This is a genomic window from Streptomyces sp. NPDC048111 (assembly GCF_043202815.1).
Lineage (GTDB): Bacteria > Actinomycetota > Actinomycetes > Streptomycetales > Streptomycetaceae > Streptomyces.
Map to the genome: position 1 here is coordinate 1 of NZ_JBIDBD010000005.1, position 20,310 is coordinate 20,310.

The 20,310-nt window shown below is 70.6% G+C and carries 19 protein-coding genes and 1 tRNA gene; 7 read left to right on the forward strand and 13 right to left on the reverse strand.

All coding sequences use genetic code 11. The features are described 5' to 3' along the window. Positions 1-482: 482 nt before the first annotated feature. On the forward strand, positions 483-1,214 hold the full coding sequence (locus tag ACGF3I_RS11590) for a hypothetical protein (protein ID WP_393130636.1): 732 nt from the start codon (positions 483-485) through the stop codon (positions 1,212-1,214). Positions 1,215-1,676: 462 nt separating this feature from the next. Here ACGF3I_RS11590 and ACGF3I_RS11595 read toward each other — a convergent pair whose 3' ends face one another. The 3 genes from ACGF3I_RS11595 to ACGF3I_RS11605 form a co-directional block, all read right to left on the reverse strand. Then, positions 1,677-2,501 carry a cytochrome c biogenesis CcdA family protein gene (locus tag ACGF3I_RS11595; RefSeq protein WP_393130638.1) on the reverse strand — a complete coding sequence of 275 codons (825 nt, stop codon included), beginning with the start codon at positions 2,499-2,501 and terminating at the stop codon, positions 1,677-1,679. After that, a complete protein-coding gene (locus ACGF3I_RS11600) occupies positions 2,498-3,394 on the reverse strand; it encodes a DsbA family protein (RefSeq protein WP_393130640.1) in 897 nt (298 codons plus the stop codon). Before ACGF3I_RS11600 ends, ACGF3I_RS11595 begins: the two co-directional genes overlap by 4 nt. Before the next feature lie 88 nt (positions 3,395-3,482). Further along, positions 3,483-4,022 carry a hypothetical protein gene (locus ACGF3I_RS11605; RefSeq protein ID WP_393130642.1) on the reverse strand — a complete coding sequence of 180 codons (540 nt, stop codon included), beginning with the start codon at positions 4,020-4,022 and terminating at the stop codon, positions 3,483-3,485. 84 nt (positions 4,023-4,106) lie between these two features. Between ACGF3I_RS11605 and hrpA the strand changes: the two genes are divergently transcribed. The 3 genes from hrpA to ACGF3I_RS11620 all read left to right on the forward strand — a co-directional run bounded on the left by hrpA (position 4,107) and on the right by ACGF3I_RS11620 (position 8,528). Next, positions 4,107-8,027, forward strand: a complete 3,921-nt coding sequence (gene hrpA / locus ACGF3I_RS11610; protein WP_393130644.1) for an ATP-dependent RNA helicase HrpA — start codon at positions 4,107-4,109, stop codon at positions 8,025-8,027. A gap of 90 nt (positions 8,028-8,117) precedes the next feature. Then, a tRNA-Asp gene (locus tag ACGF3I_RS11615) sits at positions 8,118-8,192 on the forward strand. A 162-nt stretch (positions 8,193-8,354) separates the two neighbouring features. Next, entirely contained in the window at positions 8,355-8,528 is a 174-nt protein-coding gene (locus ACGF3I_RS11620) for a DUF6274 family protein (RefSeq protein WP_393130646.1), read from the forward strand. 388 nt (positions 8,529-8,916) lie between these two features. Here ACGF3I_RS11620 and bldC read toward each other — a convergent pair whose 3' ends face one another. Further along, positions 8,917-9,123, reverse strand: coding sequence for a developmental transcriptional regulator BldC (bldC, locus tag ACGF3I_RS11625; RefSeq protein ID WP_003949541.1), 207 nt, complete (start codon positions 9,121-9,123; stop codon positions 8,917-8,919). A gap of 496 nt (positions 9,124-9,619) precedes the next feature. Next, complete coding sequence (locus ACGF3I_RS11630) at positions 9,620-10,462, reverse strand: hypothetical protein (RefSeq protein WP_393130648.1); 843 nt, start codon at positions 10,460-10,462, stop codon at positions 9,620-9,622. Positions 10,463-10,627: 165 nt separating this feature from the next. Here ACGF3I_RS11630 and ACGF3I_RS11635 point away from each other — a divergent pair, with 165 nt between their 5' ends. Together ACGF3I_RS11635 and ACGF3I_RS11640 are read left to right on the forward strand one after the other, a co-directional pair. Then, positions 10,628-11,716 (forward strand): Leu/Phe/Val dehydrogenase, encoded by a 1,089-nt coding sequence (locus ACGF3I_RS11635; protein ID WP_393130650.1) that lies wholly within the window; start codon positions 10,628-10,630, stop codon positions 11,714-11,716. A gap of 280 nt (positions 11,717-11,996) precedes the next feature. Then, positions 11,997-12,257: a DUF3073 domain-containing protein gene (locus ACGF3I_RS11640; protein ID WP_393130652.1), complete on the forward strand. Its 261-nt coding sequence runs from the start codon at positions 11,997-11,999 to the stop codon at positions 12,255-12,257. Positions 12,258-12,361: 104 nt separating this feature from the next. On the opposite strand, the gene purM is transcribed toward ACGF3I_RS11640, so the two are convergent. The 5 genes from purM to ACGF3I_RS11665 form a co-directional block, all read right to left on the reverse strand. Beyond that, entirely contained in the window at positions 12,362-13,456 is a 1,095-nt protein-coding gene (purM, locus tag ACGF3I_RS11645) for a phosphoribosylformylglycinamidine cyclo-ligase (RefSeq protein WP_393130654.1), read from the reverse strand. A gap of 33 nt (positions 13,457-13,489) precedes the next feature. Next, entirely contained in the window at positions 13,490-15,016 is a 1,527-nt protein-coding gene (purF, locus tag ACGF3I_RS11650; RefSeq protein ID WP_393130656.1) for an amidophosphoribosyltransferase, read from the reverse strand. A gap of 272 nt (positions 15,017-15,288) precedes the next feature. Further along, positions 15,289-15,750, reverse strand: a complete 462-nt coding sequence (locus ACGF3I_RS11655; RefSeq protein WP_393130658.1) for an META domain-containing protein — start codon at positions 15,748-15,750, stop codon at positions 15,289-15,291. Between the two features lie 91 nt (positions 15,751-15,841). Further along, entirely contained in the window at positions 15,842-16,639 is a 798-nt protein-coding gene (locus tag ACGF3I_RS11660) for a sterol carrier family protein (protein ID WP_393130660.1), read from the reverse strand. 10 nt (positions 16,640-16,649) lie between these two features. After that, positions 16,650-16,829 carry a hypothetical protein gene (locus ACGF3I_RS11665; protein ID WP_393130662.1) on the reverse strand — a complete coding sequence of 60 codons (180 nt, stop codon included), beginning with the start codon at positions 16,827-16,829 and terminating at the stop codon, positions 16,650-16,652. On the opposite strand from ACGF3I_RS11665, the gene ACGF3I_RS11670 reads away from it, so the two are divergent. Further along, the gene (locus tag ACGF3I_RS11670; RefSeq protein ID WP_393130664.1) at positions 16,798-17,013 is read left to right on the forward strand and encodes a hypothetical protein; all 216 of its coding nucleotides are present in this window, start codon (positions 16,798-16,800) and stop codon (positions 17,011-17,013) included. The genes ACGF3I_RS11665 and ACGF3I_RS11670 overlap by 32 nt on opposite strands. 106 nt (positions 17,014-17,119) lie before the next feature. Here the strand turns inward: ACGF3I_RS11670 and purL are convergent, their stop codons facing one another. The 3 genes from purL to purS are packed head-to-tail and all read right to left on the reverse strand — an operon-like array spanning position 17,120 to position 20,300. Beyond that, entirely contained in the window at positions 17,120-19,369 is a 2,250-nt protein-coding gene (gene purL / locus ACGF3I_RS11675; protein ID WP_393130666.1) for a phosphoribosylformylglycinamidine synthase subunit PurL, read from the reverse strand. Continuing rightward, positions 19,369-20,049 (reverse strand): phosphoribosylformylglycinamidine synthase subunit PurQ, encoded by a 681-nt coding sequence (purQ, locus tag ACGF3I_RS11680; protein WP_393130668.1) that lies wholly within the window; start codon positions 20,047-20,049, stop codon positions 19,369-19,371. Before purQ ends, purL begins: the two co-directional genes overlap by 1 nt. Next, entirely contained in the window at positions 20,046-20,300 is a 255-nt protein-coding gene (gene purS / locus ACGF3I_RS11685) for a phosphoribosylformylglycinamidine synthase subunit PurS (protein WP_120722307.1), read from the reverse strand. The genes purQ and purS overlap by 4 nt, the downstream gene beginning before the upstream one ends. Positions 20,301-20,310: the final 10 nt, after the last annotated feature.

A 20,310-nucleotide genomic window follows, 5' to 3' on the forward strand; every position in this document is an offset into this window, starting at 1 on the left:
GCAGTTCCCCGCGCCCCTAACCGCACCGGTGCCGGCCAGCATGCGCATCCTCAGCCCGTCCGGCGTTTGAGGACGAGCGCCGTTCAGGCGCGAAAAGGGGGTGCAGGGGGCGGAGCCCCCGCCGGGGTACGAGGGGCGGAGCCCCTCAGGGGGTCTGGGGCGCAGCCCCAGGGCCAGGCACCCTCCAACCCCCCGCACGGGCGGGTGGGCGGGCAAACCCCTGGGGGTCTGGGGCGCAGCCCCAGGGCCAGGCACCCTCCAACCCCCGTCACGGGCGGGCGGGTGGGCAAACCCCCCGGGGGTCTGGGGCGCAGCCCCAGGGAGCCAAGCCCCAAAGAGCCGAACCCCCAACCCCCCGCACCGGCAAGCACCCCCGGAGCCCAGCCCCAACAAATGCCCCGCACCCCTAACCGGGCCCGGCCCCGCCCCGGGGCGGGGCTAATTCGGATGTGCGTCCGGTACGGAGTTGTTAGGTTCGCCGTGTGCCGAAGCTGAATCAGATCATCGCAGTGGAAAAGGGCGTCAAGTCCAAGGCCCTCCAGGAGCTCACCCAGGCCCACCAGGACGTGCAGAAGCCCGCCCTGCTGGCCGGCATCTCCCGGACCTACCAGCCCAAGGACGAAGAGGGCGAGCAGCTGCCCCCCGAGTCCACCCGGGTGCAGATCAAGGCCGAGGACGCCCTGCGCACCACCGCCGGAACGCTGACGCGGCTGTTCGACGTGACCGCGACGAAGGACTGGGCGAACCGGTCCGCGGTCGCGGACGTGGTGGTCGACGGCGCGGTGCTGCTGCCGCAGGTACCCGTCCCGTACCTGCTGTTCCTGGAGAAGCAGCTCACCGACCTGCACACCTTCGTGCGCAAGCTGCCGGTGCTCGACGCCTCCGAGTCGTGGAACCTGGACCCCTCCACGGACTCCTGGAAGACGGACCCGGTGCGGACCATCCGCACGAAGAAGGTGCCGCGCAACCACGTGAAGGCCGAGGCCACGGAGAAGCACCCGGCGCAGGTCGAGGTGTACTACGAGGACGTCCCGGTCGGGTACTGGACGACGGTGAAGTTCTCCGGCGCGCTGCCCGCCCGGCGGGTCAACGAGCTGCTGGAGCGCGTCGAGAAGCTCCAGCAGGCCGTCAAGTTCGCCCGCGAGGAGGCGAACAACACCGAGGTCACCGACCAGCGGGTCGGCGACGCGGTATTCGGCTACCTCTTCCGGTAGCCCTCACTTACGCCCTCCGTCGCGAGCGGAGGGTGCGCGATGAGCGCAAGCTGAAACTGATGTTGAAGCTGATCAAGGGGTGTCAGTTGGGGGTTCGAATCCCTCTCCCCGCACCACGTGCGGGGATGGCCCAAGCCCGGCAGAGGCGGCCCCATGAAACTCAGATTCTCGCTCCAGTCTCAGTATTCGCCGCCGAACACCGGATCGACCGAACGTGGGCGAACATCGACGGATGGGGGTTCAAGTCCCCTCGGCGCCTCTCTCGTGGCGCTGTAGTTCAAAGGCAGAACACGTCGATCTCAATATGACCTGCGGTTCTTAAACGCCGCCGGTGTGCGCAAATGGGTGGCAAGCTGGAGCCCGGGAGCTGGACATGCTCCCGGGCTCCGTCACGTTCCCGCCCCGGCCCGTGCGGTGATCAGGAACGTTCACCGGGCCGGGGCCGGCCGGGCCACCCCCCGGCTAGCGGGTGTCCCGAGTGCGCCAGGCCCTGGCCGCCAGGGCCGCGCCCACCCCCGCGAGGGCGAGGAGCAGCGCCCAGTCCGGCACCGCGTCCCCCACCCCCTTCGCCCACTCCTCCGCCGCGTACGACTCGTCCACCCCGAGCACCCCGGGCAGTCCCGTCGCCCCGTCGTACACGAGGAACAGCACCCCGAGCGCGATGAAAAACAGGCCCGACAGGAGCGAGGTGGTGTGGAGTTCGAAGCGGCCCAGCGTGAGCACCCGGCCGCGCAGCCAGCGCCGGCCGCCCAGGTCGAACCGCTCCCAGAGCAGCGCGAGGAGCAGCAGCGGCACCGCCATGCCCAGGGCGTACACCGCGAGCAGCAGGCCGCCGTAGACCGGGCTGCCGCTCACCGCCGCCACCGTCAGGACGCTCCCCAGGATCGGCCCCGCGCAGAACCCGGCGAGGCCGTACACCGCGCCCAGCGCGTACACCGAGAGCGCGGTCGTGGGGCGGATCCGGCCGGACAGTTCGGTCATGCGGCGGCTCGCGAAGCCCATGCCGACGATCTGGGCGGCGCCGAGCACGATGATCAACCAGCCCCCGACGAGCACCAGTTGGTCGCGGTGGCCGTAGAAGAGGCGGCCCGCGTACGAGCCCGCCGCGCCCAGCGGGACGAGCGTGGTGGCCAGGCCCGCGTAGAAGATGCCGGTGCGGGCGAGCAGCTTGGTGCGGCTGGAGATCGAGTACGCGAAGAACGCGGGCAGCAGCAGTGCGCTGCACGGGCTGAGCAGGGCCAGCAGCCCACCGAGGAACGCCGCGAGATAACCGATGTCCGGGGTCACTTCTTCACCCCGGCCCCGGCCCCGGCCCCGGCCCCGGCATCGGCCCCGGCATCGGCCCCGGCTTCAGACCCGGCCCCGGACCCGGCCGCAGCCCCCGTCCCGGCCTTGGCCCTGGCCGCCGCCCCCTCGATGATCCGCGCGAAGGAGTCCATCGGCTGGGCCCCCGCGATCGGGGTCCCGTTGATGAGGAAGGAGGGGGTGGAGCTCGCGCCCAGCGCGTACGCCTCGTCCTGGTCCTTCTTCACCGCCGCCTTCGCCGCGTCCCCGTCGAGGTCCGCCGCGAAGCGCGCCGCGTCCGGCACGCCCGCCTCCTTCGCCAGCTCCTTCAGGCGGTCCGCGCCGAACCCCTTCTCCTTGGCGCCCGGCCCGTACGCCGCCGCGTGGAACTGCCAGAACCGCCCCTGCCGTCCCGCCGCCCACGCCCCGCGCGCCGCCGCCTCGGACTCGGCGCCGAAGATCGGGAAGTTGCGCCACTCGATGCGCAGGGTGCCGTCGTCGACGTACTTCTTCACGAGCCCGGGCTCGGTGTCCCGGGCGAACTTCCCGCAGTACGAGCACTTGAAGTCGGCGTACTCGATCATCACGACGGGCGCGTCGGGGCGCCCCTGGGCGAGCGGGTCCCCGGCATCGCGGCGGGCCAGCTTCGTGAGCTCCGGGTGGGCGTCCGCGGCCGGGTCGGAGGCCGCGGCGGAGTCGTTCACGCGGGGCTTCGGGTCGGGGGCGCTCGCCTGGTAGGAGGCCATGCCGAGGACGCCGGCGGCGACCAGCACGGCCACGCCGATCAGATACGGCCGCTTCCCGGACCGGGCGGACCCGCGGGCGTTCCGGGACGCGGGCGCGGACGGCGAGGCAGGCTTGGACTTGGGCTTGGGCTTGGGCTGGGGCTGGGACATGCGGGAACTCCTGTGCGTACGCGGGCCCGTGCAGGGCGGGCGCGTACAAGAAAGGGGACGGACGGGCACCGGGGGCGGGGCCGGCCGTCTAGACCCTGAGCACCGAGAGTTCGACGGGGCCGGGCGCCGCCGACGCGGGCCCGCGTACCGGCGGCTTGCGGTGCGCCGCGTCCAGGCCGCACAGGGCGACCGGGGCGAGCCGGTCCTCCAGGACCGGAGCCTGGTCGTGCGCGGCGCGGGCACGGACCGGCGCGGCCGGGTCCGAGTCCTGGTGCGGTACGCCCGGACGGCAGCCGGGCGCGGAGGCGTCCCCGGCAAAGGCGCCAAGCGCCGGGGCCTTCAACACCATCGGGGCCGTCGGGGCCGCCGGGGCAGTCGGGGCCACCAGGGCCGTCAGGTCCACCGCGGCAGTCGGGGCCTTCAAAGCCCTCCCGCCCTCCAGCCCAGCCGCCCCAGCCGCCCCACCCAGAGCATCGCCCGCAGCACCCGCGGGCACCCCCACGGGCACACCCCCGCGCGCCACCGAGCCCCCCGAAGCGGCCGGCCCGCACAGCGCCACCGCGAGCACCCCGAGCACCAGGAGCAGCACCGCGGGGAGGCGGCGGCGCGGGGCACGGGAGCGGGGCATGCCCGAAATGGTACGGGGTGGGTCCCTCAGGGTGCCGAAATGCGTTCGCCACTCGTCCTCGGCGGGTGAGATCCTGAATCAGGTATGTCTACTTCCTTCGCCGATCTCCAGACGCTGCTCGACGGTGCCTCGCTGCGCGACGCCCACCGCCTGGGCCGCCGTCTCGAAGGCGCCCGCCGCATCCGTAAGCCCGAGGCCCGGCAGGCCGTGCTCGACGAGATCGCCGCCGAGGCCCAGAAGTCCGCCGACCGCATCGTCCGGCGGGCCGCCCGCATGCCCGGGATCACCTATCCCGAGCAGCTTCCGGTCAGCCAGAAGAAGGACGAGATCCTGGAGGCGATACGCGACCACCAGGTCGTGATCGTCGCGGGTGAGACCGGCTCCGGCAAGACCACCCAGATCCCCAAGATCTGCATGGAGCTCGGCCGCGGGGTGCGCGGCATGATCGGGCACACCCAGCCCCGCAGGATCGCGGCCCGCACGGTCGCGGACCGCATCGCGGAGGAGTTGAACACCCCGCTGGGCGAGGCGGTCGGCTGGAAGGTCCGCTTCACCGACCAGGTCGACCCGAACGCGACCTTCGTGAAGCTGATGACCGACGGCATCCTGCTCGCCGAGATCCAGACGGACCGCGAGCTGCGCGCCTACGACACGATCATCATCGACGAGGCCCACGAGCGGTCCCTCAACATCGACTTCCTGCTCGGCTATCTCGCCCAGCTGCTGCCGAAGCGCCCCGATCTGAAGGTCGTCATCACCTCGGCGACCATCGACCCCGAGCGGTTCTCGCGCCACTTCGGCAACGCCCCGATCGTCGAGGTGAGCGGCCGTACGTACCCGGTCGAGGTGCGCTACCGGCCGCTCCTCGAAGAGGACAGCGAGGACGCCGACCGCGACCAGATCACCGCGATCTGCGACGCGGTGGACGAGCTCCAGGCCGAGGGCCCCGGCGACGTCCTGGTCTTCCTCTCCGGCGAGCGCGAGATCCGCGACACCGCGGACGCGCTGATCAAGAAGAACCTCCGCTCGACCGAGGTGCTGCCCCTGTACGCGCGTCTGTCGCACGCCGAGCAGCACCGCGTCTTCCAGCAGCACAGCGGGCGCCGGATCGTGCTCGCCACCAACGTGGCCGAGACGTCCCTGACGGTGCCCGGCATCAAGTACGTCATCGACCCCGGCACGGCCCGCATCTCGCGCTACAGCCACCGCACCAAGGTGCAGCGGCTGCCGATCGAGCCGGTCTCGCAGGCCAGCGCCAACCAGCGCAAGGGCCGCTGCGGCCGTACGAGCGACGGCATCTGCATCCGTCTGTACAGCGAGGACGACTTCGTCACCCGGCCCGAGTTCACGGACGCCGAGATCCTGCGGACCAACCTCGCGTCCGTCATCCTCCAGATGACCGCGGCCGGCCTCGGCGACATCGAGAAGTTCCCCTTCATCGACCCGCCGGACCACCGCAACATCCGCGACGGCGTCCAACTCCTCCAGGAACTGGGCGCGTTGGATCCTGCGGAGAAGGATCCGAAGAAGCGCCTCACCCAGCAGGGCCGCAAGCTCAGCCAGCTGCCCGTCGACCCGCGCCTGGCCCGCATGGTCCTGGAGGCCGACAAGAACGGCTGCGTGCGCGAGGTCATGGTGATCGCGGCGGCGCTCTCCATCCAGGATCCGCGCGAGCGCCCCAGCGAGAAGCAGACCCAGGCCGACCAGCAGCACGCCCGCTTCAAGGACGAGACCAGCGACTTCCTCGCCTACCTCAACCTCTGGCGCTATGTGCGCGAGCAGCAGAAGGAGCGCGGCTCCTCCAGCTTCCGCCGGATGTGCAAGCAGGAGTACCTGAACTTCCTGCGCATCCGCGAGTGGCAGGACATCTACTCGCAGCTGCGGACCGTGGCCAAGACCATGGGCATCCACCTCAACGAGGAGGACGCCCCGGAGCAGTCCGTCCACACGTCCCTGCTCGCGGGCCTGCTCTCGCACATCGGCATGAAGGACACCGACAAGAACGAGTATCTGGGCGCCCGCAGCGCCAAGTTCGCGATCTTCCCGGGCTCGGCGCTGTTCAAGAAGCAGCCCAAGCTCGTGATGTCCGCGGAACTCGTGGAGACCTCGCGGCTGTGGGCCCGGGTCAACGCGAAGATCGAGCCCGAGTGGATCGAGCCGCTCGCCCAGCACCTGGTCAAGCGCACCTACAGCGAGCCGCACTGGGAGAAGGACCAGGCCGCGGTGATGGCGTACGAGCGGGTCACGCTGTACGGCGTGCCGATCGTGGCCAACCGCAAGGTCAACTACGGCCGCATCGACGCGGAGGCCTCGCGCGACCTGTTCATCCGCAACGCGCTGGTCGAGGGCGACTGGCGCACGCACCACAAGTTCTTCGCCGACAACCGCAAGCTCCTGACCGAGGTCGAGGAGCTGGAGCACCGGGCGCGGCGCCGCGACATCCTCGTCGACGACGAGACGCTCTTCGACTTCTACGACCGGCGGGTGCCCGACCACGTCGTGTCGGGCGCGCACTTCGACTCGTGGTGGAAGCACAAGAAGCGCGAGGAGCCCGAACTCCTCGACTTCGAGCGCGAGATGCTCATCAACGAGAAGGCCGGCGCCGTCACCAAGGACGACTACCCGGACTCCTGGCGCCAGGGCCCGCTGAAGTTCCGGGTGACCTACCAGTTCGAGCCGGGCGCGGACGCGGACGGCGTGACCGTGCACGTACCGCTCCAGGTCCTCAACCAGGTCACCGACGAGGGCTTCGACTGGCAGATCCCGGGGCTGCGCGAGGAGGTCGTCACCGAGCTGATCCGCTCCCTGCCGAAGCCGATCCGCCGGCACTACGTCCCGGCGCCCAACTACGCCTCGAAGTTCCTGGACCGCGCGGTGCCGCTCCAGGAGCCCCTGCCGGTGACGCTGGCCCGCGAACTCCAGCGGATGGTGGGCGTCCCGGTCACGGCCGACGACTTCGACCTGACGCGCGTACCGGACCACCTCAAGATCACGTTCCGGATCGTCGACGAGCGGCGGCGCAAGCTCGCCGAGGACAAGGACCTGGAGGCGCTCAGGCTGCGGCTGCGCCCGAAGGCCCGTCAGGCCCTCTCCCAGGCCGCCGCGGCGACCGCGGGTCCTTCGGGCGAGTCCATCGAGCGCTCGGGCCTCACCGACTGGACGATCGGCACCCTGACGAAGGTCTTCGAGACGCGGCGGGCCGGCCAGCCGGTCAAGGCGTTCCCGGCGCTCGTGGACGCGGGCGAGAGCGTCTCCGTACGCCTCTTCGACACCGAGGCCGAGCAGCTCCGGGCGATGTGGCGCGGCACCCGGAAGCTGATCCTGCTCAACATCCCGGTGAACCCGGCCAAGTTCGCCTCGGACAAGCTCACCAACCAGCAGAAGCTCGCCCTGTCCCGCAATCCGCACGGTTCGATCCAGGCCCTTTTCGACGACTGCGCGATGGCGGCGGCGGACAAGCTGATCGCGGACCACGGCGGCCCGGCCTGGGACGAGGAATCGTTCCGCGGGCTGTACGACAAGGTGCGCGCGGACCTGGTGGACACCACGGTGCGCACGGTCGGCCAGGTCCAGCAGATCCTGGCGGCCTGGCAGGCCTGTGAGCGCCGTCTGAAGGCCACGAACAGCCTGACCCTGGTCGCCAACGTGGCGGACGTGCGCACCCAGCTGGCGGCGCTCGTGCCGCCGGGCTTCGTCACCCTGACCGGGCTGAAGCGGCTGCCCGACCTGATGCGCTACCTGGTCGCGGTGGACCGCAGGCTCCAGCAGATGCCGACGGCCGTCCAGCGCGACACCACGCGCATGGAGAAGGTCCACGAGATGCAGGACGAGTACGCGTGGCTGCTCGAACAGCTCCCTCAGGGGCGGCCCGTTTCGCAGCAGGTCCTGGACATCCGCTGGATGATCGAGGAGCTGCGGGTGAGCTACTTCGCGCACGCCCTGGGCACGGCGTTCCCGGTCTCCGACAAGCGCATCGTGAAGGCGATCGACGCGGCGGCCCCGTAGCGCGGGCATCGCTGTGAGTGAGTTCGACCTGACCGTCTGACCTGCTGTACAGTCTCACTCGCAGCCAAGCAACAACGGGCTGCGAAACAAGGTCCTGTGGAGCAGTTTGGAGTGCTCGCCACCCTGTCAAGGTGGAGGCCGCGGGTTCAAATCCCGTCAGGACCGCAGTTGTTGAGTCAGGGCCCGCATTCGTTACGGATGCGGGCCCTGTCGCATGTCCGGCCACCGCGCACCCCGGCCGGGATCCGGGCCCCCGGCGTCTTGACGGGGGCACCTGCCGCCGGTACCCCTGCAAGAGGGGGCGGGGGCTCTCCGGGAGGTGGTCGCATGCGGGCTCCGTCGAGGCACGAGACCCGCGCGCTGCTGCGCGCCCATCTGTCGGCCGCTCTGGGCTACCGCCACCTCACCCGGCACTGCGCCGTCTGCCACCGCCTCCTGCGGCTCGCCATGGAGGTCGCCGAGCCCGCCCGCCCCGAGGACGAAAGTCCCGCCGAACGGTGACCTATGGCGGCCCGGCGGCCCGGCGGGCGGTGAGAGGCTCTGGGAGAGGGCGACTTGAGGGTGTGACGGGAGTCACGGAACGAGTTTCCGGAAGGGGTGCACTTACACCTCTCCTACAACGCCCCGATTTAATATGTGCAATTGCACCACCCTCCCCCGTCACACGGGCGGGCCCCCGGAAGGCACCCCTCCGAAGCGGCCACACGGCGGCCGGGGGAGCTGCCGGAAGTGCCGGACAAGGCCGGACATAAAAAAATCGCGCTGGACCCGGCGGAGTCCAGCGCGATCGATGACACGGCCCGTTGGGGCGGGCAACACGTCATGTGGAGCTATAGGCGGGCTCGGCCGGGGTGGGGGCCCCGGAACGCCCGGATTATTGGGGTGTTGTTCAGGCCTCGCTGCGCTGCTGCGGAATACCCGCAAGCAGTGCGCGGACCTCTGCCTCGCGGTACCGGCGATGCCCACCCAGCGTGCGGATGGACGTGAGCTTGCCGGCCTTGGCCCAGCGGGTCACCGTCTTCGGGTCCACGCGGAACATCGTGGCAACCTCAGCCGGGGTCAGCAGCGGCTCGGCATCAGGGGTGCGAGCGGTCATGAGCGGCCTCCTCGGGAGAACCGAACCTTCTCGGTTCTTTCCTCTAAATTCTGCACCTTGACCCGCGTTGCCCGAAATGGCGGACGCGAGCCGAGTCGGTTATAGGACGAACGGCTTGTCCTCGGCACTACAACTACACCATCCGTCCAGCCACGTCGGCCAAACCGATGGAATTGCCCTCCCAGGTGTTCATCAGCGACGGAAGCCGATGGACCATGCCATAGCGGACAGTCACGCCACAGTGACGATCAGTCACAGAGCGATCAGGAGTCGTCAGACCCCCCATAGCAAGCAATACCGAGCAATCCGCCCTTAGTTGGGCGGAAGGGATCCTCCCCGGACCCCTTGTCCTATTTTGGCACGAGGGTGGGGTCTGGGCGCAAGGGTGAGATAAGTGCGGTCCGTCACCCTTGAGGCATAGGCCCGGATCAGGACCTACGTCCTGGCACGCGCGTGCGAGGGCAGCCGAAAACCCCTCAGAACCCTCCGAGCGGCCTCAGTTGGCCATCCGGCGCTCCTTGACGGCCCGCCAGCGCTCCGTGAAGCGTCCGTACGCCTCCTCCGCGCCCGCGTCGTCGCCGGCCCGCAGCGCGGCGATCCCCTCGGCCACATCGGCCGCCGAGCGGTCCGCCTCCAGCCGGTCCCGGGACAGCGCGTGCACCAGGCCTCCGTAGTCCAGCTCCACCAGCGAGCGCGGGTGGAACTCCTCCAGCCAGCGGCCGACGTCCACCAGCCCCTCGGTCAGCGGCCCCTCGTCGATGGCCTGCCGCACCGTGCGCAGCGCCCGTGCGAGGCGGCGCCGGGCCTGGACCATCGGAGTCCGGTAGCGCAGCACGGGTGCCTCGCCGTCCCCGCCCGGTGCATACTCGCGCTCTTCGGCCGAAAAGACTGTGAACCAGCTCACAGGGACGTGCCAGACGCTGGTCAGGATCCAGGGGCGGGCGTCCGGGTTCCGCTCCCGCCAGCGCTCGTAGTCCGCCTCGGCCTGCCGCCGCACCACCGGAGGCAGCAGCGCGTCCAGGACCGGCTCGGGGAACTGGCCGGCGAGGCCTTCGAGGGCCTGCCAGCCGCGCAGCCGGGTCCGCCACGGGCACACGCACACGACCCCGTCGACCTCCGCCACGAACGCGTCGGCGCTCTCGTGCACCGGCACCGCGACGGGCGGCACGGGCACCAAGTCGGCCAGCGCGCGCCGGAGTTCGTCCTGGGCACCTGGAGTGCGCCCGCGCTCGGCATAGCGCCGCCAGTGGTCGCGCTCGGGTTCGGGAAAGGCGGCAAGGGGCTCGTACACCCGCAGGTAGGACGCGTACGGAACGAGCACAGAGGAGACCACCGCCATGCCCCGCATCGTCCCACGGGCACGCCCCCGCGCGGGTCCCGCGGGGGTGATCCTGAGCACTGGGCCTGATCTACGGGCGCGTAGGACTTAATCTGCTCCCGAACCACGCCCGCCCCACCCTCAGGCGGGCCGTCAACCGCTGCTTCGTACTTGGGAGTCACCACCGTGACCGATGTGACCGGAGCCGATGACGTACTGCACACCCTCTTCCGCTCCGAACAGGGCGGACACGAGCAGGTCGTGCTGTGCCAGGACCGAGCCACCGGGCTCAAGGCCGTCATCGCCATCCACTCCACCGCCCTGGGCCCGGCCCTGGGCGGTACGCGCTTCTACCCGTACGCGACCGAGGCGGAGGCCGTCGCCGATGCCCTCAACCTGTCGCGCGGCATGTCGTACAAGAACGCCATGGCCGGGCTCGACCACGGTGGCGGCAAGGCCGTGATCATCGGTGACCCCGAGACGATCAAGACCGACGACCTCCTGCTCGCCTACGGCCGGTTCGTGGCCTCGCTCGGCGGGCGCTACGTGACGGCCTGCGACGTCGGCACCTATGTCGCCGACATGGACGTCGTCGCACGGTCCTGCCAGTGGACCACCGGCCGCTCCCCCGAGAACGGCGGCGCCGGCGACTCCTCGGTGCTGACCGCGTTCGGCGTCTTCCAGGGCATGCGGGCCTCGGCCCAGCACCTGTGGGGCGACCCGACGCTGCGCGGCCGCAAGGTCGGCGTGGCGGGCGTCGGCAAGGTCGGCCGCCACCTCGTCGCGCACCTCCTGGAGGACGGCGCCGAGGTCGTGATCACGGACGTTCGCGAGGAGTCGGTGCGCGCGATCACCGCGCTGCACCCCCAGGTCGCCGTCGCGGCCGACACCGAGGCGCTGATCCGCACCGAGGGCCTCGACATCTACGCTCCGTGCGCGCTCGGCGGCGCGCTGAACGACGAGAGCGTGCCGGCGCTCACCGCGAAGGTGGTGTGCGGCGCGGCCAACAACCAGCTCGCGCACCCGGGCGTCGAGAAGGACCTCGCGGACCGCGCGATCCTCTACGCACCCGACTACGTCGTGAACGCCGGTGGCGTGATCCAGGTGGCCGACGAGCTGAACGGGTTCGACTTCGACCGCTGCAAGGAGAAGGCGTCGAAGATCTTCGACACCACGCTGGCCATATTCGCTCGTGCGAAGGAAGACGGCATTCCGCCGGCCGCGGCGGCCGACCGGATCGCCGAGCAGCGCATGGCGGAGGCACGTCAGCACTGAGCCCCGGAAGGGCCCGCCGACCGTACTGAGAGACATGACTCACGCCGGTCGGCGGGTCGGGCGCCCAGAAGAGGTTAAAATCGCGGTTGACCAGCGAGTACAGGGCGCTTTGTTGGTTCTGCCAAGTGGCGCGTCATGCGGGCGGCGTACCGTATGGCCGCGGAAGCAGGTACCGTTGAAGCCCTACGGACGCGGTCTCTCCATGGAGAGTCCGTTCCGGATCATGAACGCGTGTCAAGACTCTGGGGCCGTCGAGCCCCGTCACCGAGGGGGTCGAGCCATGGGGCGCGGCCGGGCAAAGGCCAAGCAGACGAAGGTCGCCCGCCAGCTGAAGTACAGCAGCGGCGGGACTGACCTGTCGCGTCTGGCCAACGAGCTGGGCGCATCTACTCCGAACCCGACAGTGAGCCAACCGCCGAACGCGGAGCCACTGGAGGACGAGGAGGACGACCCGTACGCCCGCTATGCGGACATGTACGGGAATGACGACGAGGACGAGGACGAAGAGTCCGGTCCGTCGTCGCAGCGCCGCGGCGCTTGACTTCGCTGATCCCGCTTTCGCAGCAACGCACGACTTCGCTGCTCTGAGCACACCGACCCGGTCGGGGCCCCGCCCCGACCGGGTTTCGTGCTGCCTGCGGCCGACTACTTCGCGTACGAGCCGGTCAGCTCGGCGCCGTCGCGGTGCTCCCCGCGCGCCAGGATCTCGCCGGCGACCCAGGCGTCCACGCCCCGGTCCGCGAGGGTGTGCAGCGCGACGTCCACCGAGGCTTCGGGGACGATCGCCATCATGCCGACGCCCATGTTGAGCGTCTTCTCCAGTTCGAGCCGCTCCACGTCGCCCGCCCTGCCGACCAGGTCGAAGACCGCGCCCGGCGTCCAGGTCGAACGGTCGACCGTGGCGTGCAGGTGGTCCGGGATCACCCGGGCCAGGTTGTTGGCAAGACCGCCGCCGGTGATGTGGCTGAAACCGTGCACCTCGGTGGTGCGGGTCAGGGCCAGGCAGTCCAGGGAGTAGATCTTGGTGGGCTCCAGGAGCTCCTCGCCGAGGGTGCGGCCGAACTCCTCGACCTCCTGGTCGAGGCTCATCCCGGCCCGGTCGAAGAGCACATGACGGACGAGTGAGTACCCGTTCGAGTGAAGACCGGACGAGGCCATCGCGATGACCGCGTCGCCCTCGCGGATCCGGTCCGCGCCCAGGAGCTGGTCGTACTCGACGACACCGGTGCCGGCGCCCGCCACGTCGAAGTCGTCGGGGCCGAGCAGCCCCGGGTGCTCGGCGGTCTCGCCGCCGACCAGCGCGCAGCCCGCGAGCACACAGCCTTCGGCGATGCCCTTCACGATGGCCGCGACGCGCTCGGGGTGGACCTTGCCGACGCAGATGTAGTCCGTCATGAACAGCGGCTCGGCACCGCACACGACCAGGTCGTCGACGACCATGCCGACGAGGTCGTGCCCGATGGTGTCGTACACGCCCATCCGGCGGGCGAGGTCGACCTTCGTGCCCACGCCGTCGGTGGCGGAGGCGAGCAGCGGACGCTCGTAGCGCTTGAGGGCCGAGGCGTCGAAGAGTCCGGCGAATCCGCCGAGGCCGCCCAGGACCTCGGGGCGCTTCGTCTTCTTCACCCACTCCTTCATCAGCTCGACGGCGCGGTCGCCCGCCTCGATGTCGACACCCGCGGCTGCGTAGCTGGCGCCGGTGCCCGGGTGCGGAGCACGCTGATCAAATTCGGCAGGCATGTGACGGAGAACCTTCGTGTCGTACTGCGTTTTTTACGGGCGGCGCAGGGCGTCGGCGGCCGCGGTCGCGGCGGGCCCCGAGGCCAGCTCGGACTCCAGGAGCTGCTTGCCGAGCAGCTCGGGGTCGGGGAGCTCCATCGGGTACACGCCGTCGAAGCAGGCGCGGCAGAGGTTGTCCTTGGGGATCGTCGTCGCTTCGATCATCGCGTCGGTCGAGATGTACGAGAGCGAGTCGGCGCCCATGGACGTGCCGATCTCCTCGATGGTCATGCCGTTGGCGATCAGCTCCGCGCGGGTCGCGAAGTCGATGCCGAAGAAGCAGGGCCACTTCACCGGCGGCGACGAGATCCGGATGTGGACCTCGGCGGCGCCCGCCTCGCGGAGCATCTTGACCAGGGCGCGCTGGGTGTTGCCGCGGACGATCGAGTCGTCCACGACCACCAGGCGCTTGCCCCGGATGACTTCCTTGAGCGGGTTCAGTTTGAGCCGGATGCCGAGCTGGCGGATCGTCTGCGAGGGCTGGATGAACGTACGGCCCACGTAGGCGTTCTTGACCAGTCCGGAGCCGTACGGGATGCCGCTGGCTTCGGCGTATCCGATCGCGGCGGGGGTGCCGGACTCGGGCGTCGCTATCACCAGGTCGGCGTCGACCGGCGCTTCCTTGGCGAGTTTCCGTCCCATCTCCACCCGGGAGAGGTAGACGTTCCGGCCCGCGATGTCGGTGTCGGGGCGCGCCAGGTAGACGTACTCGAAGACACAGCCCTTGGGCTTCGCTTCTGCGAATCGAGAGGTGCGCAGGCCGTTCTCGTCGATGGCGACGAGCTCGCCCGGCTCGATCTCGCGGACGAAGGCGGCGCCGCAGATGTCGAGGGCGGCGCTCTCGGACGCGACGACCCAGCCGCGCTCCAGGCGGCCGAGCACCAGCGGGCGGATGCCCTGCGGGTCGCGGGCGCAGTACAGCGTCTGCTCGTCCATGAAGACGAGCGAGAAGGCGCCCTGCACCTGCGGAAGGACCTTGGCGGCCGCTTCCTCGACGGTCAGCGGCTTGCCGTCGTCGTCCGTCTGGCCCGCGAGCAGCGCGGTGACCAGATCGGTGTCGTTGGTGGCGGCGAGCTGGGTGGCCCGCCCGTTCTCCTTGGGCAGCTCGGCGACCATCTCGGCGAGCTGCGCCGTGTTCACCAGGTTGCCGTTGTGGCCGAGCGCGATCGAGCCGTGGGCGGTTGCCCGGAAGGTCGGCTGAGCGTTCTCCCACACGGAGGCACCCGTGGTCGAGTAGCGGGCGTGACCGACCGCGATATGACCTTGGAGTGAACCGAGAGAGGTCTCGTCGAAGACCTGGGAGACAAGCCCCATGTCCTTGAAGACGAGGATCTGGGAGCCATTGCTGACCGCGATGCCCGCGGATTCCTGGCCCCGATGTTGGAGGGCGTAAAGCCCGAAGTAAGAGAGCTTCGCGACCTCTTCACCCGGAGCCCAGACACCGAAGACGCCGCAAGCGTCCTGGGGGCCCTTCTCTCCGGGGAGCAGGTCGTGGTTGAGTCGTCCGTCACCACGTGGCACGCCACCGAGTGTAGGCGAGATCGACCACTGGTCCGAATTGGGGATACCGACAGCCGGCGCCCCCGCCCGCTTTTGTAGCTTTCGCGCCTCCGGCTCCGGTGGCGCACCGCAGCCGACCCGAGATGAGCGTCCCCGCAGGTCGGCCCGGTCGCGCGAAGATCGTTCGCGGTGTTCGCGCCTGCTCATGACCGCGCGGATGCGCAGGCTCCGAATGTGACGGAGTTCGCTTCGCGCGCGGAAACCTCCTCGGTGCGGGGCCGAGCGCCGGGAGGCTAGGGCGTGGTGGCGTCGAGCAGGGGGCGGTTCGCACGGGAGAGCGTCAGGGTGCGCCGCGCGATGTCGTACCCGACCTTGCCGTGGAGCGCGGCCAGGACGCGGCGCTCGATCCGCATCCGGGGCTCGTCGCACAGCACCCGGGTCGAGGCGAGCGGCCCGAAGGTGATGCTGCGGCCGGGCAGGGAAACGGTGGCCGGCCCGTGCACGGTGTTGCAGCCGGTGGTGCCCTCGACCTGACCGTCCGCGGTGAACGTCAGCCGCACCCGGCCCGGCGGCGCGTCCGGCAGCGGGGAGCGGAGGTCGCCGTCGTACAGGGTGGTCCCTGTCCACTCGCGGCCGGTCAGGGGCACCTGCGGTGCGTCGGGAGGGGACACGGGGCCGTGGTGGATGCCGGGCCCGCAGGCGGCGAGCACGAGCAGAGCCGCCGCGGCGGAGGTGAAGGTGCCGAGCCTCTTCATACGGATGGGACGGGACGGGGGGCCCGCGGGTTCCCCGCGGTGCCGGGCGGCCGGGCGGGGCGTCCGCCTCGGCCCCCGCGGGGGCGTACGGCTACGCCATCACCGGCAGGACCGCCGACAGGTCCGCCCGCTCGCCGCTCGCCGCGACCTCGGCCGCCGCCAGCGCCTCGGCCCAGCCGGTGCGGCCGGTGGCGAGGCGGATCCAGGTGAGCGGGTCGGTCTCGACGACGTTCGGCGGGGTGCCCCGGGTGTGCCGGGGCCCGGCCACGCACTGCACCACCGCGTACGGCGGGATCCGCACCTCGACCGAGCCGCCGGGCGCCTTCAGGGCGAGGGCGTCGGCGAGCAACCGGGTGCAGGCCGCCAGCGCCTGGCGGTCGTGGGGGACGGCGAGTTCGGGCAGGGCGGCGTTCAAGTCGTCGGTGTGGACGGTGAGTTCGACGGTCCGGGTCACCAGGACGTCGGCGAAGCTCATCGCGCCGAAGCGGGTCGGCATGAGCCGGCCGTCCTCGGTGACCGCCAGAAGCTCGGCGGTGCGGGTGGCGCGCTGCTCGAAGAGCGCGTCGAGGTCGTCGACGGAGGCCGCCAACTCCCTTGTCTCGTGGTCGACTTGAGCGGACACCGGGTCGGTGGCGAACGGCCAGTCGAGCAGCGCGAGCTCCTGCTTGAGCGGCTCGGGCGCGGCCAGGAAGCGCTCCAGCATGCCAAGCGCCATGGTGTGGTGCACCACCAGCTCGCGGACCGTCCAGTCACCGAGCCGGGTGGGGCGGGCGAGCTGCTCGGGCGTCAGGGTGGCGACCGCCTCGCGTACGGCGGCGAACTGGGCGAGCACGGCGGCCCGGATCTTGACCGGGTCGTATCTGCGGGTGCGCTTCTTGGCCGGGGGCATGACGCCGAGCCTACGCCGGGCCGGGGTAGCTCCCCAGACCGTTCTCCACCTGCGCGAACGCCCGCTCGGCGTGCTCGGCGCGCTCGGCGGCATCCCGTACGACCCACTGGACCGACTCCCCGCCGAGGATGCGGCGGCGGTGCTCGGCGATCAGGGCGTTGCGGGCGCCGGTCAGCTGGGCGGCGGCCACCGCGGCGAGCACGTGGGGCGGCAAGGACTACGCCTGGTCCTCGCCCCAGATCCTGGGGCTGCTCGCCGCCTGCGTCCTGTCCCTCGTCCTGTTCCTGCGCCGCCGGACGACCGCCGCCGAACCGGTCCTCCCGCTCTCGATGTTCAGGGCGGCCACGGAGGAGAAGGAACTCGTCGCCGCCTGAACGGCCCCTCCGGACACGGCGCTCCCGTCCGGGCGGCCCGCGCGGACACAGCACTTCGGCCCCGCACCCCCTCAACAGGGGTACGGGGCCGAGGAGTTGACGCGTATCAGGCCAGCAGCGCCGGGATCGTCGCCTCGTGGGCCGTGCGCAGCTCCGCGAGGTCCAGGCTGAACTCGCCCTGGACCTCGATGGACGCGCCGTCCACGACACCGATCCGGGTCGCCGGAAGGCCGCGCGCCCCGCACATGTCGGTGAAGCGCAGCTCCTCCGAGCGCGGCACGGACACCACGGCGCGCCCGGCCGACTCGCTGAACAGGAACGTGAAGGCGTCGAGCCCGTCCGGCACGACCAGGCGGGCGCCGTTGCCGCCCTTGAGGCAGGACTCGGCCACGGCCTGGATCAGACCGCCGTCGGACAGGTCGTGCGCGGCGTCGATCATGCCGTCGCGCGAACCCGAGATCAGGATCTCGCCGAGCAGCTTCTCGCGGTCCAGGTCGACCCGCGGCGGCAGGCCGCCCAGGTGGTCGTGGACGACCTGGGACCAGGCCGAGCCGCCGAACTCCTCGCGGGTGTCACCGAGGAGGTAGAGCAGCTGCCCCTCCTGGGCGAACGCCATCGGGGTGCGCCGGTTCACGTCGTCGATCACGCCGAGCACCGCGACCACGGGGGTCGGGTGGATGGCGGTCTCCCCGGTCTGGTTGTAGAGCGAGACGTTGCCGCCGGTCACCGGGGTGCCGAGCTGGAGGCAGCCGTCCGCGAGACCGCGGGTGGCCTCCGCGAACTGCCACATCACGTCCGGGTCCTCGGGGGAGCCGAAGTTGAGGCAGTCCGAGATGGCGAGCGGCTTCGCGCCGGTGGCCGCCACGTTGCGGTAGGCCTCGGCGAGCGCGAGCTGGGCGCCGGTGTACGGGTCGAGCTTGGCGTACCGGCCGTTGCCGTCGGTCGCCATGGCCACGCCCAGGTTCGACTCCTCGTCGATCCGGACCATGCCGGCGTCCTCGGGCATCGCGAGCACCGTGTTGCCCTGCACGAAACGGTCGTACTGGTTGGTGATCCACGCCTTGGAGGCCTGGTTCGGGGACGCGACCAGCTTCAGGACCTGGTCCTTCAGCTCGGCACCGGACTGCGGGCGGGCCAGCTTGCCCGCGTCGTCGGCCTGGAGCGCGTCCTGCCAGGAGGGGCGGGCGAAGGGGCGCTGGTAGACCGGGCCCTCGTGGGCGACGGTGCGCGGCGGCACGTCCACGATCTGCTCGCCGTGCCAGAAGATCTCCAGCTGGGAGCCCTCGGTCACCTCACCGATGACGGTGGCGATGACGTCCCACTTCTCGCAGATCTCCATGAAGCGCTCGACGTGCTGCGGCTCGACGACCGCGCACATGCGCTCCTGCGACTCGCTCATGAGGATCTCCTCGGGCGAGAGCGAGGAGTCGCGCAGCGGCACGGTGTCGAGCTCGACGCGCATCCCGCCCGAACCGGCGCTGGCCAGCTCCGAGGTCGCGCAGGACAGGCCCGCGCCGCCCAGGTCCTGGATGCCCGCGACGAGCTTTTCGCCGAAGATCTCCAGCGTGCACTCGATGAGCAGCTTCTCCTGGAACGGGTCGCCGACCTGGACGGCCGGGCGCTTGGCCGGGCCCGTCGACTCGAAGGTCTCGCTCGCGAGGACCGAGACGCCGCCGATGCCGTCGCCGCCCGTGCGGGCGCCGTACAGGATGACCTTGTTGCCGGGGCCCGAGGCCTTGGCGAGGTGGATGTCCTCGTGCTTCATCACACCGATGCAGCCGGCGTTGACCAGCGGGTTGCCCTGGTAGCAGGCGTCGAAGACGACCTCGCCGCCGATGTTGGGCAGGCCCAGGCAGTTGCCGTAGCCGCCGATGCCCGCGACGACGCCGGGCAGTACGCGCCGGGTGTCGGGATGGTCGGCCGCGCCGAAGCGCAGCGGGTCGACGACCGCGACCGGGCGGGCGCCCATGGCGAGGATGTCGCGGACGATGCCGCCGACGCCGGTGGCCGCGCCCTGGTAGGGCTCGATGTAGCTGGGGTGGTTGTGCGACTCGACCTTGAAGGTGACCGCGTACCCCTGGCCGACGTCCACGACGCCGGCGTTCTCGCCGATGCCCACCAGCATCGCGTCGTTCTCGGGGACCTTGTCGCCGAACTGCTTCAGATGGACCTTGCTGCTCTTGTACGAGCAGTGCTCGGACCACATGACGGAGTACATGGCGAGCTCGGCACCGGTCGGGCGGCGGCCGAGGATCTCCCGGATGCGCGCGTACTCGTCCTCCTTGAGGCCGAGCTCCTTCCAGGGCTGCTCGACGTCCGGGGTCTCGGCGGCGTGCTGAACAGTGTCGAGAGTCATCAGGCGTTGACCAGCTTCTTCAGGATCGAGGTGAAGAATCCGAGGCCGTCGGTACGGCCCGTACCGATCAGTGGCTCCACGGCGTGCTCGGGGTGCGGCATCAGGCCGACGACGTTGCCGGCGGCGTTGGTGATGCCGGCGATGTCGCGCAGCGAGCCGTTGGGGTTCAGGTCCAGGTAGCGGAACGCGACCCGGCCCTCGGCCTCCAGCTCGTCCAGCGTGCGCTCGTCCGCCACGTACCGGCCGTCCATGTTCTTGAGCGGGACCCGGATCTCCTGGCCCGCCTCGTAGTCGGCGGTCCAGGCGGTCTCCGCGTTCTCCACCCGCAGCTTCTGCTCGCGGCAGATGAAGTGCAGGTGGTTGTTGCGGAGCATGGCGCCCGGCAGCAGGTGCGACTCGGTGAGGATCTGGAAGCCGTTGCAGATGCCGAGGACCGGCAGACCGGCCTTCGCCTGCTCGATGATCGTCTCCATCACCGGCGAGAACCGGGAAATGGCCCCGGCCCGCAGGTAGTCGCCGTAGGAGAACCCACCGGCGAGGACGACCGCGTCGACCTGCTTGAGGTCCTTGTCACGGTGCCAGAGCGGGACCGGCTCGGCGCCGGCGACGCGGACGGCCCGCAGGCTGTCCCGGTCGTCGAGCGTGCCGGGAAAGGTCACAACGCCGATACGCGCAGTCACTTGGACTGCTCCTCGACCTTGACGGTGAAGTCTTCGATGACGGTGTTGGCGAGGAAGGTCTCGGCCATCTCGTGGATACGGGCGAGGGCGGCCTCATCGACCGGCCCGTCCACTTCCAGCTCGAAACGCTTTCCCTGACGTACGTCGCCGATCCCCTCGAAGCCGAGACGGGGCAGTGCGCGCTGCACCGCCTGTCCCTGCGGGTCGAGGATTTCCGGCTTGAGCATGACGTCGACTACGACGCGTGCCACTGGCACTCCC

Coding starts and splice junctions, on each gene's coding strand:
- ACGF3I_RS11600 (WP_393130640.1), bottom strand. CDS start 3,394: ATGTCCCAGCCCCAGCCCAAGCCCAAGCCCAAGTCCAAGCCTGCCTCG.
- ACGF3I_RS11605 (WP_393130642.1), bottom strand. CDS start 4,022: ATGCCCCGCTCCCGTGCCCCGCGCCGCCGCCTCCCCGCGGTGCTGCTC.
- hrpA (WP_393130644.1), top strand. CDS start 4,107: ATGTCTACTTCCTTCGCCGATCTCCAGACGCTGCTCGACGGTGCCTCG.
- ACGF3I_RS11620 (WP_393130646.1), top strand. CDS start 8,355: ATGCGGGCTCCGTCGAGGCACGAGACCCGCGCGCTGCTGCGCGCCCAT.
- bldC (WP_003949541.1), bottom strand. CDS start 9,123: ATGACCGCTCGCACCCCTGATGCCGAGCCGCTGCTGACCCCGGCTGAG.
- ACGF3I_RS11630 (WP_393130648.1), bottom strand. CDS start 10,462: ATGGCGGTGGTCTCCTCTGTGCTCGTTCCGTACGCGTCCTACCTGCGG.
- ACGF3I_RS11640 (WP_393130652.1), top strand. CDS start 11,997: ATGGGGCGCGGCCGGGCAAAGGCCAAGCAGACGAAGGTCGCCCGCCAG.
- purM (WP_393130654.1), bottom strand. CDS start 13,456: ATGCCTGCCGAATTTGATCAGCGTGCTCCGCACCCGGGCACCGGCGCC.
- ACGF3I_RS11655 (WP_393130658.1), bottom strand. CDS start 15,750: ATGAAGAGGCTCGGCACCTTCACCTCCGCCGCGGCGGCTCTGCTCGTG.
- ACGF3I_RS11660 (WP_393130660.1), bottom strand. CDS start 16,639: ATGCCCCCGGCCAAGAAGCGCACCCGCAGATACGACCCGGTCAAGATC.
- purL (WP_393130666.1), bottom strand. CDS start 19,369: ATGACTCTCGACACTGTTCAGCACGCCGCCGAGACCCCGGACGTCGAG.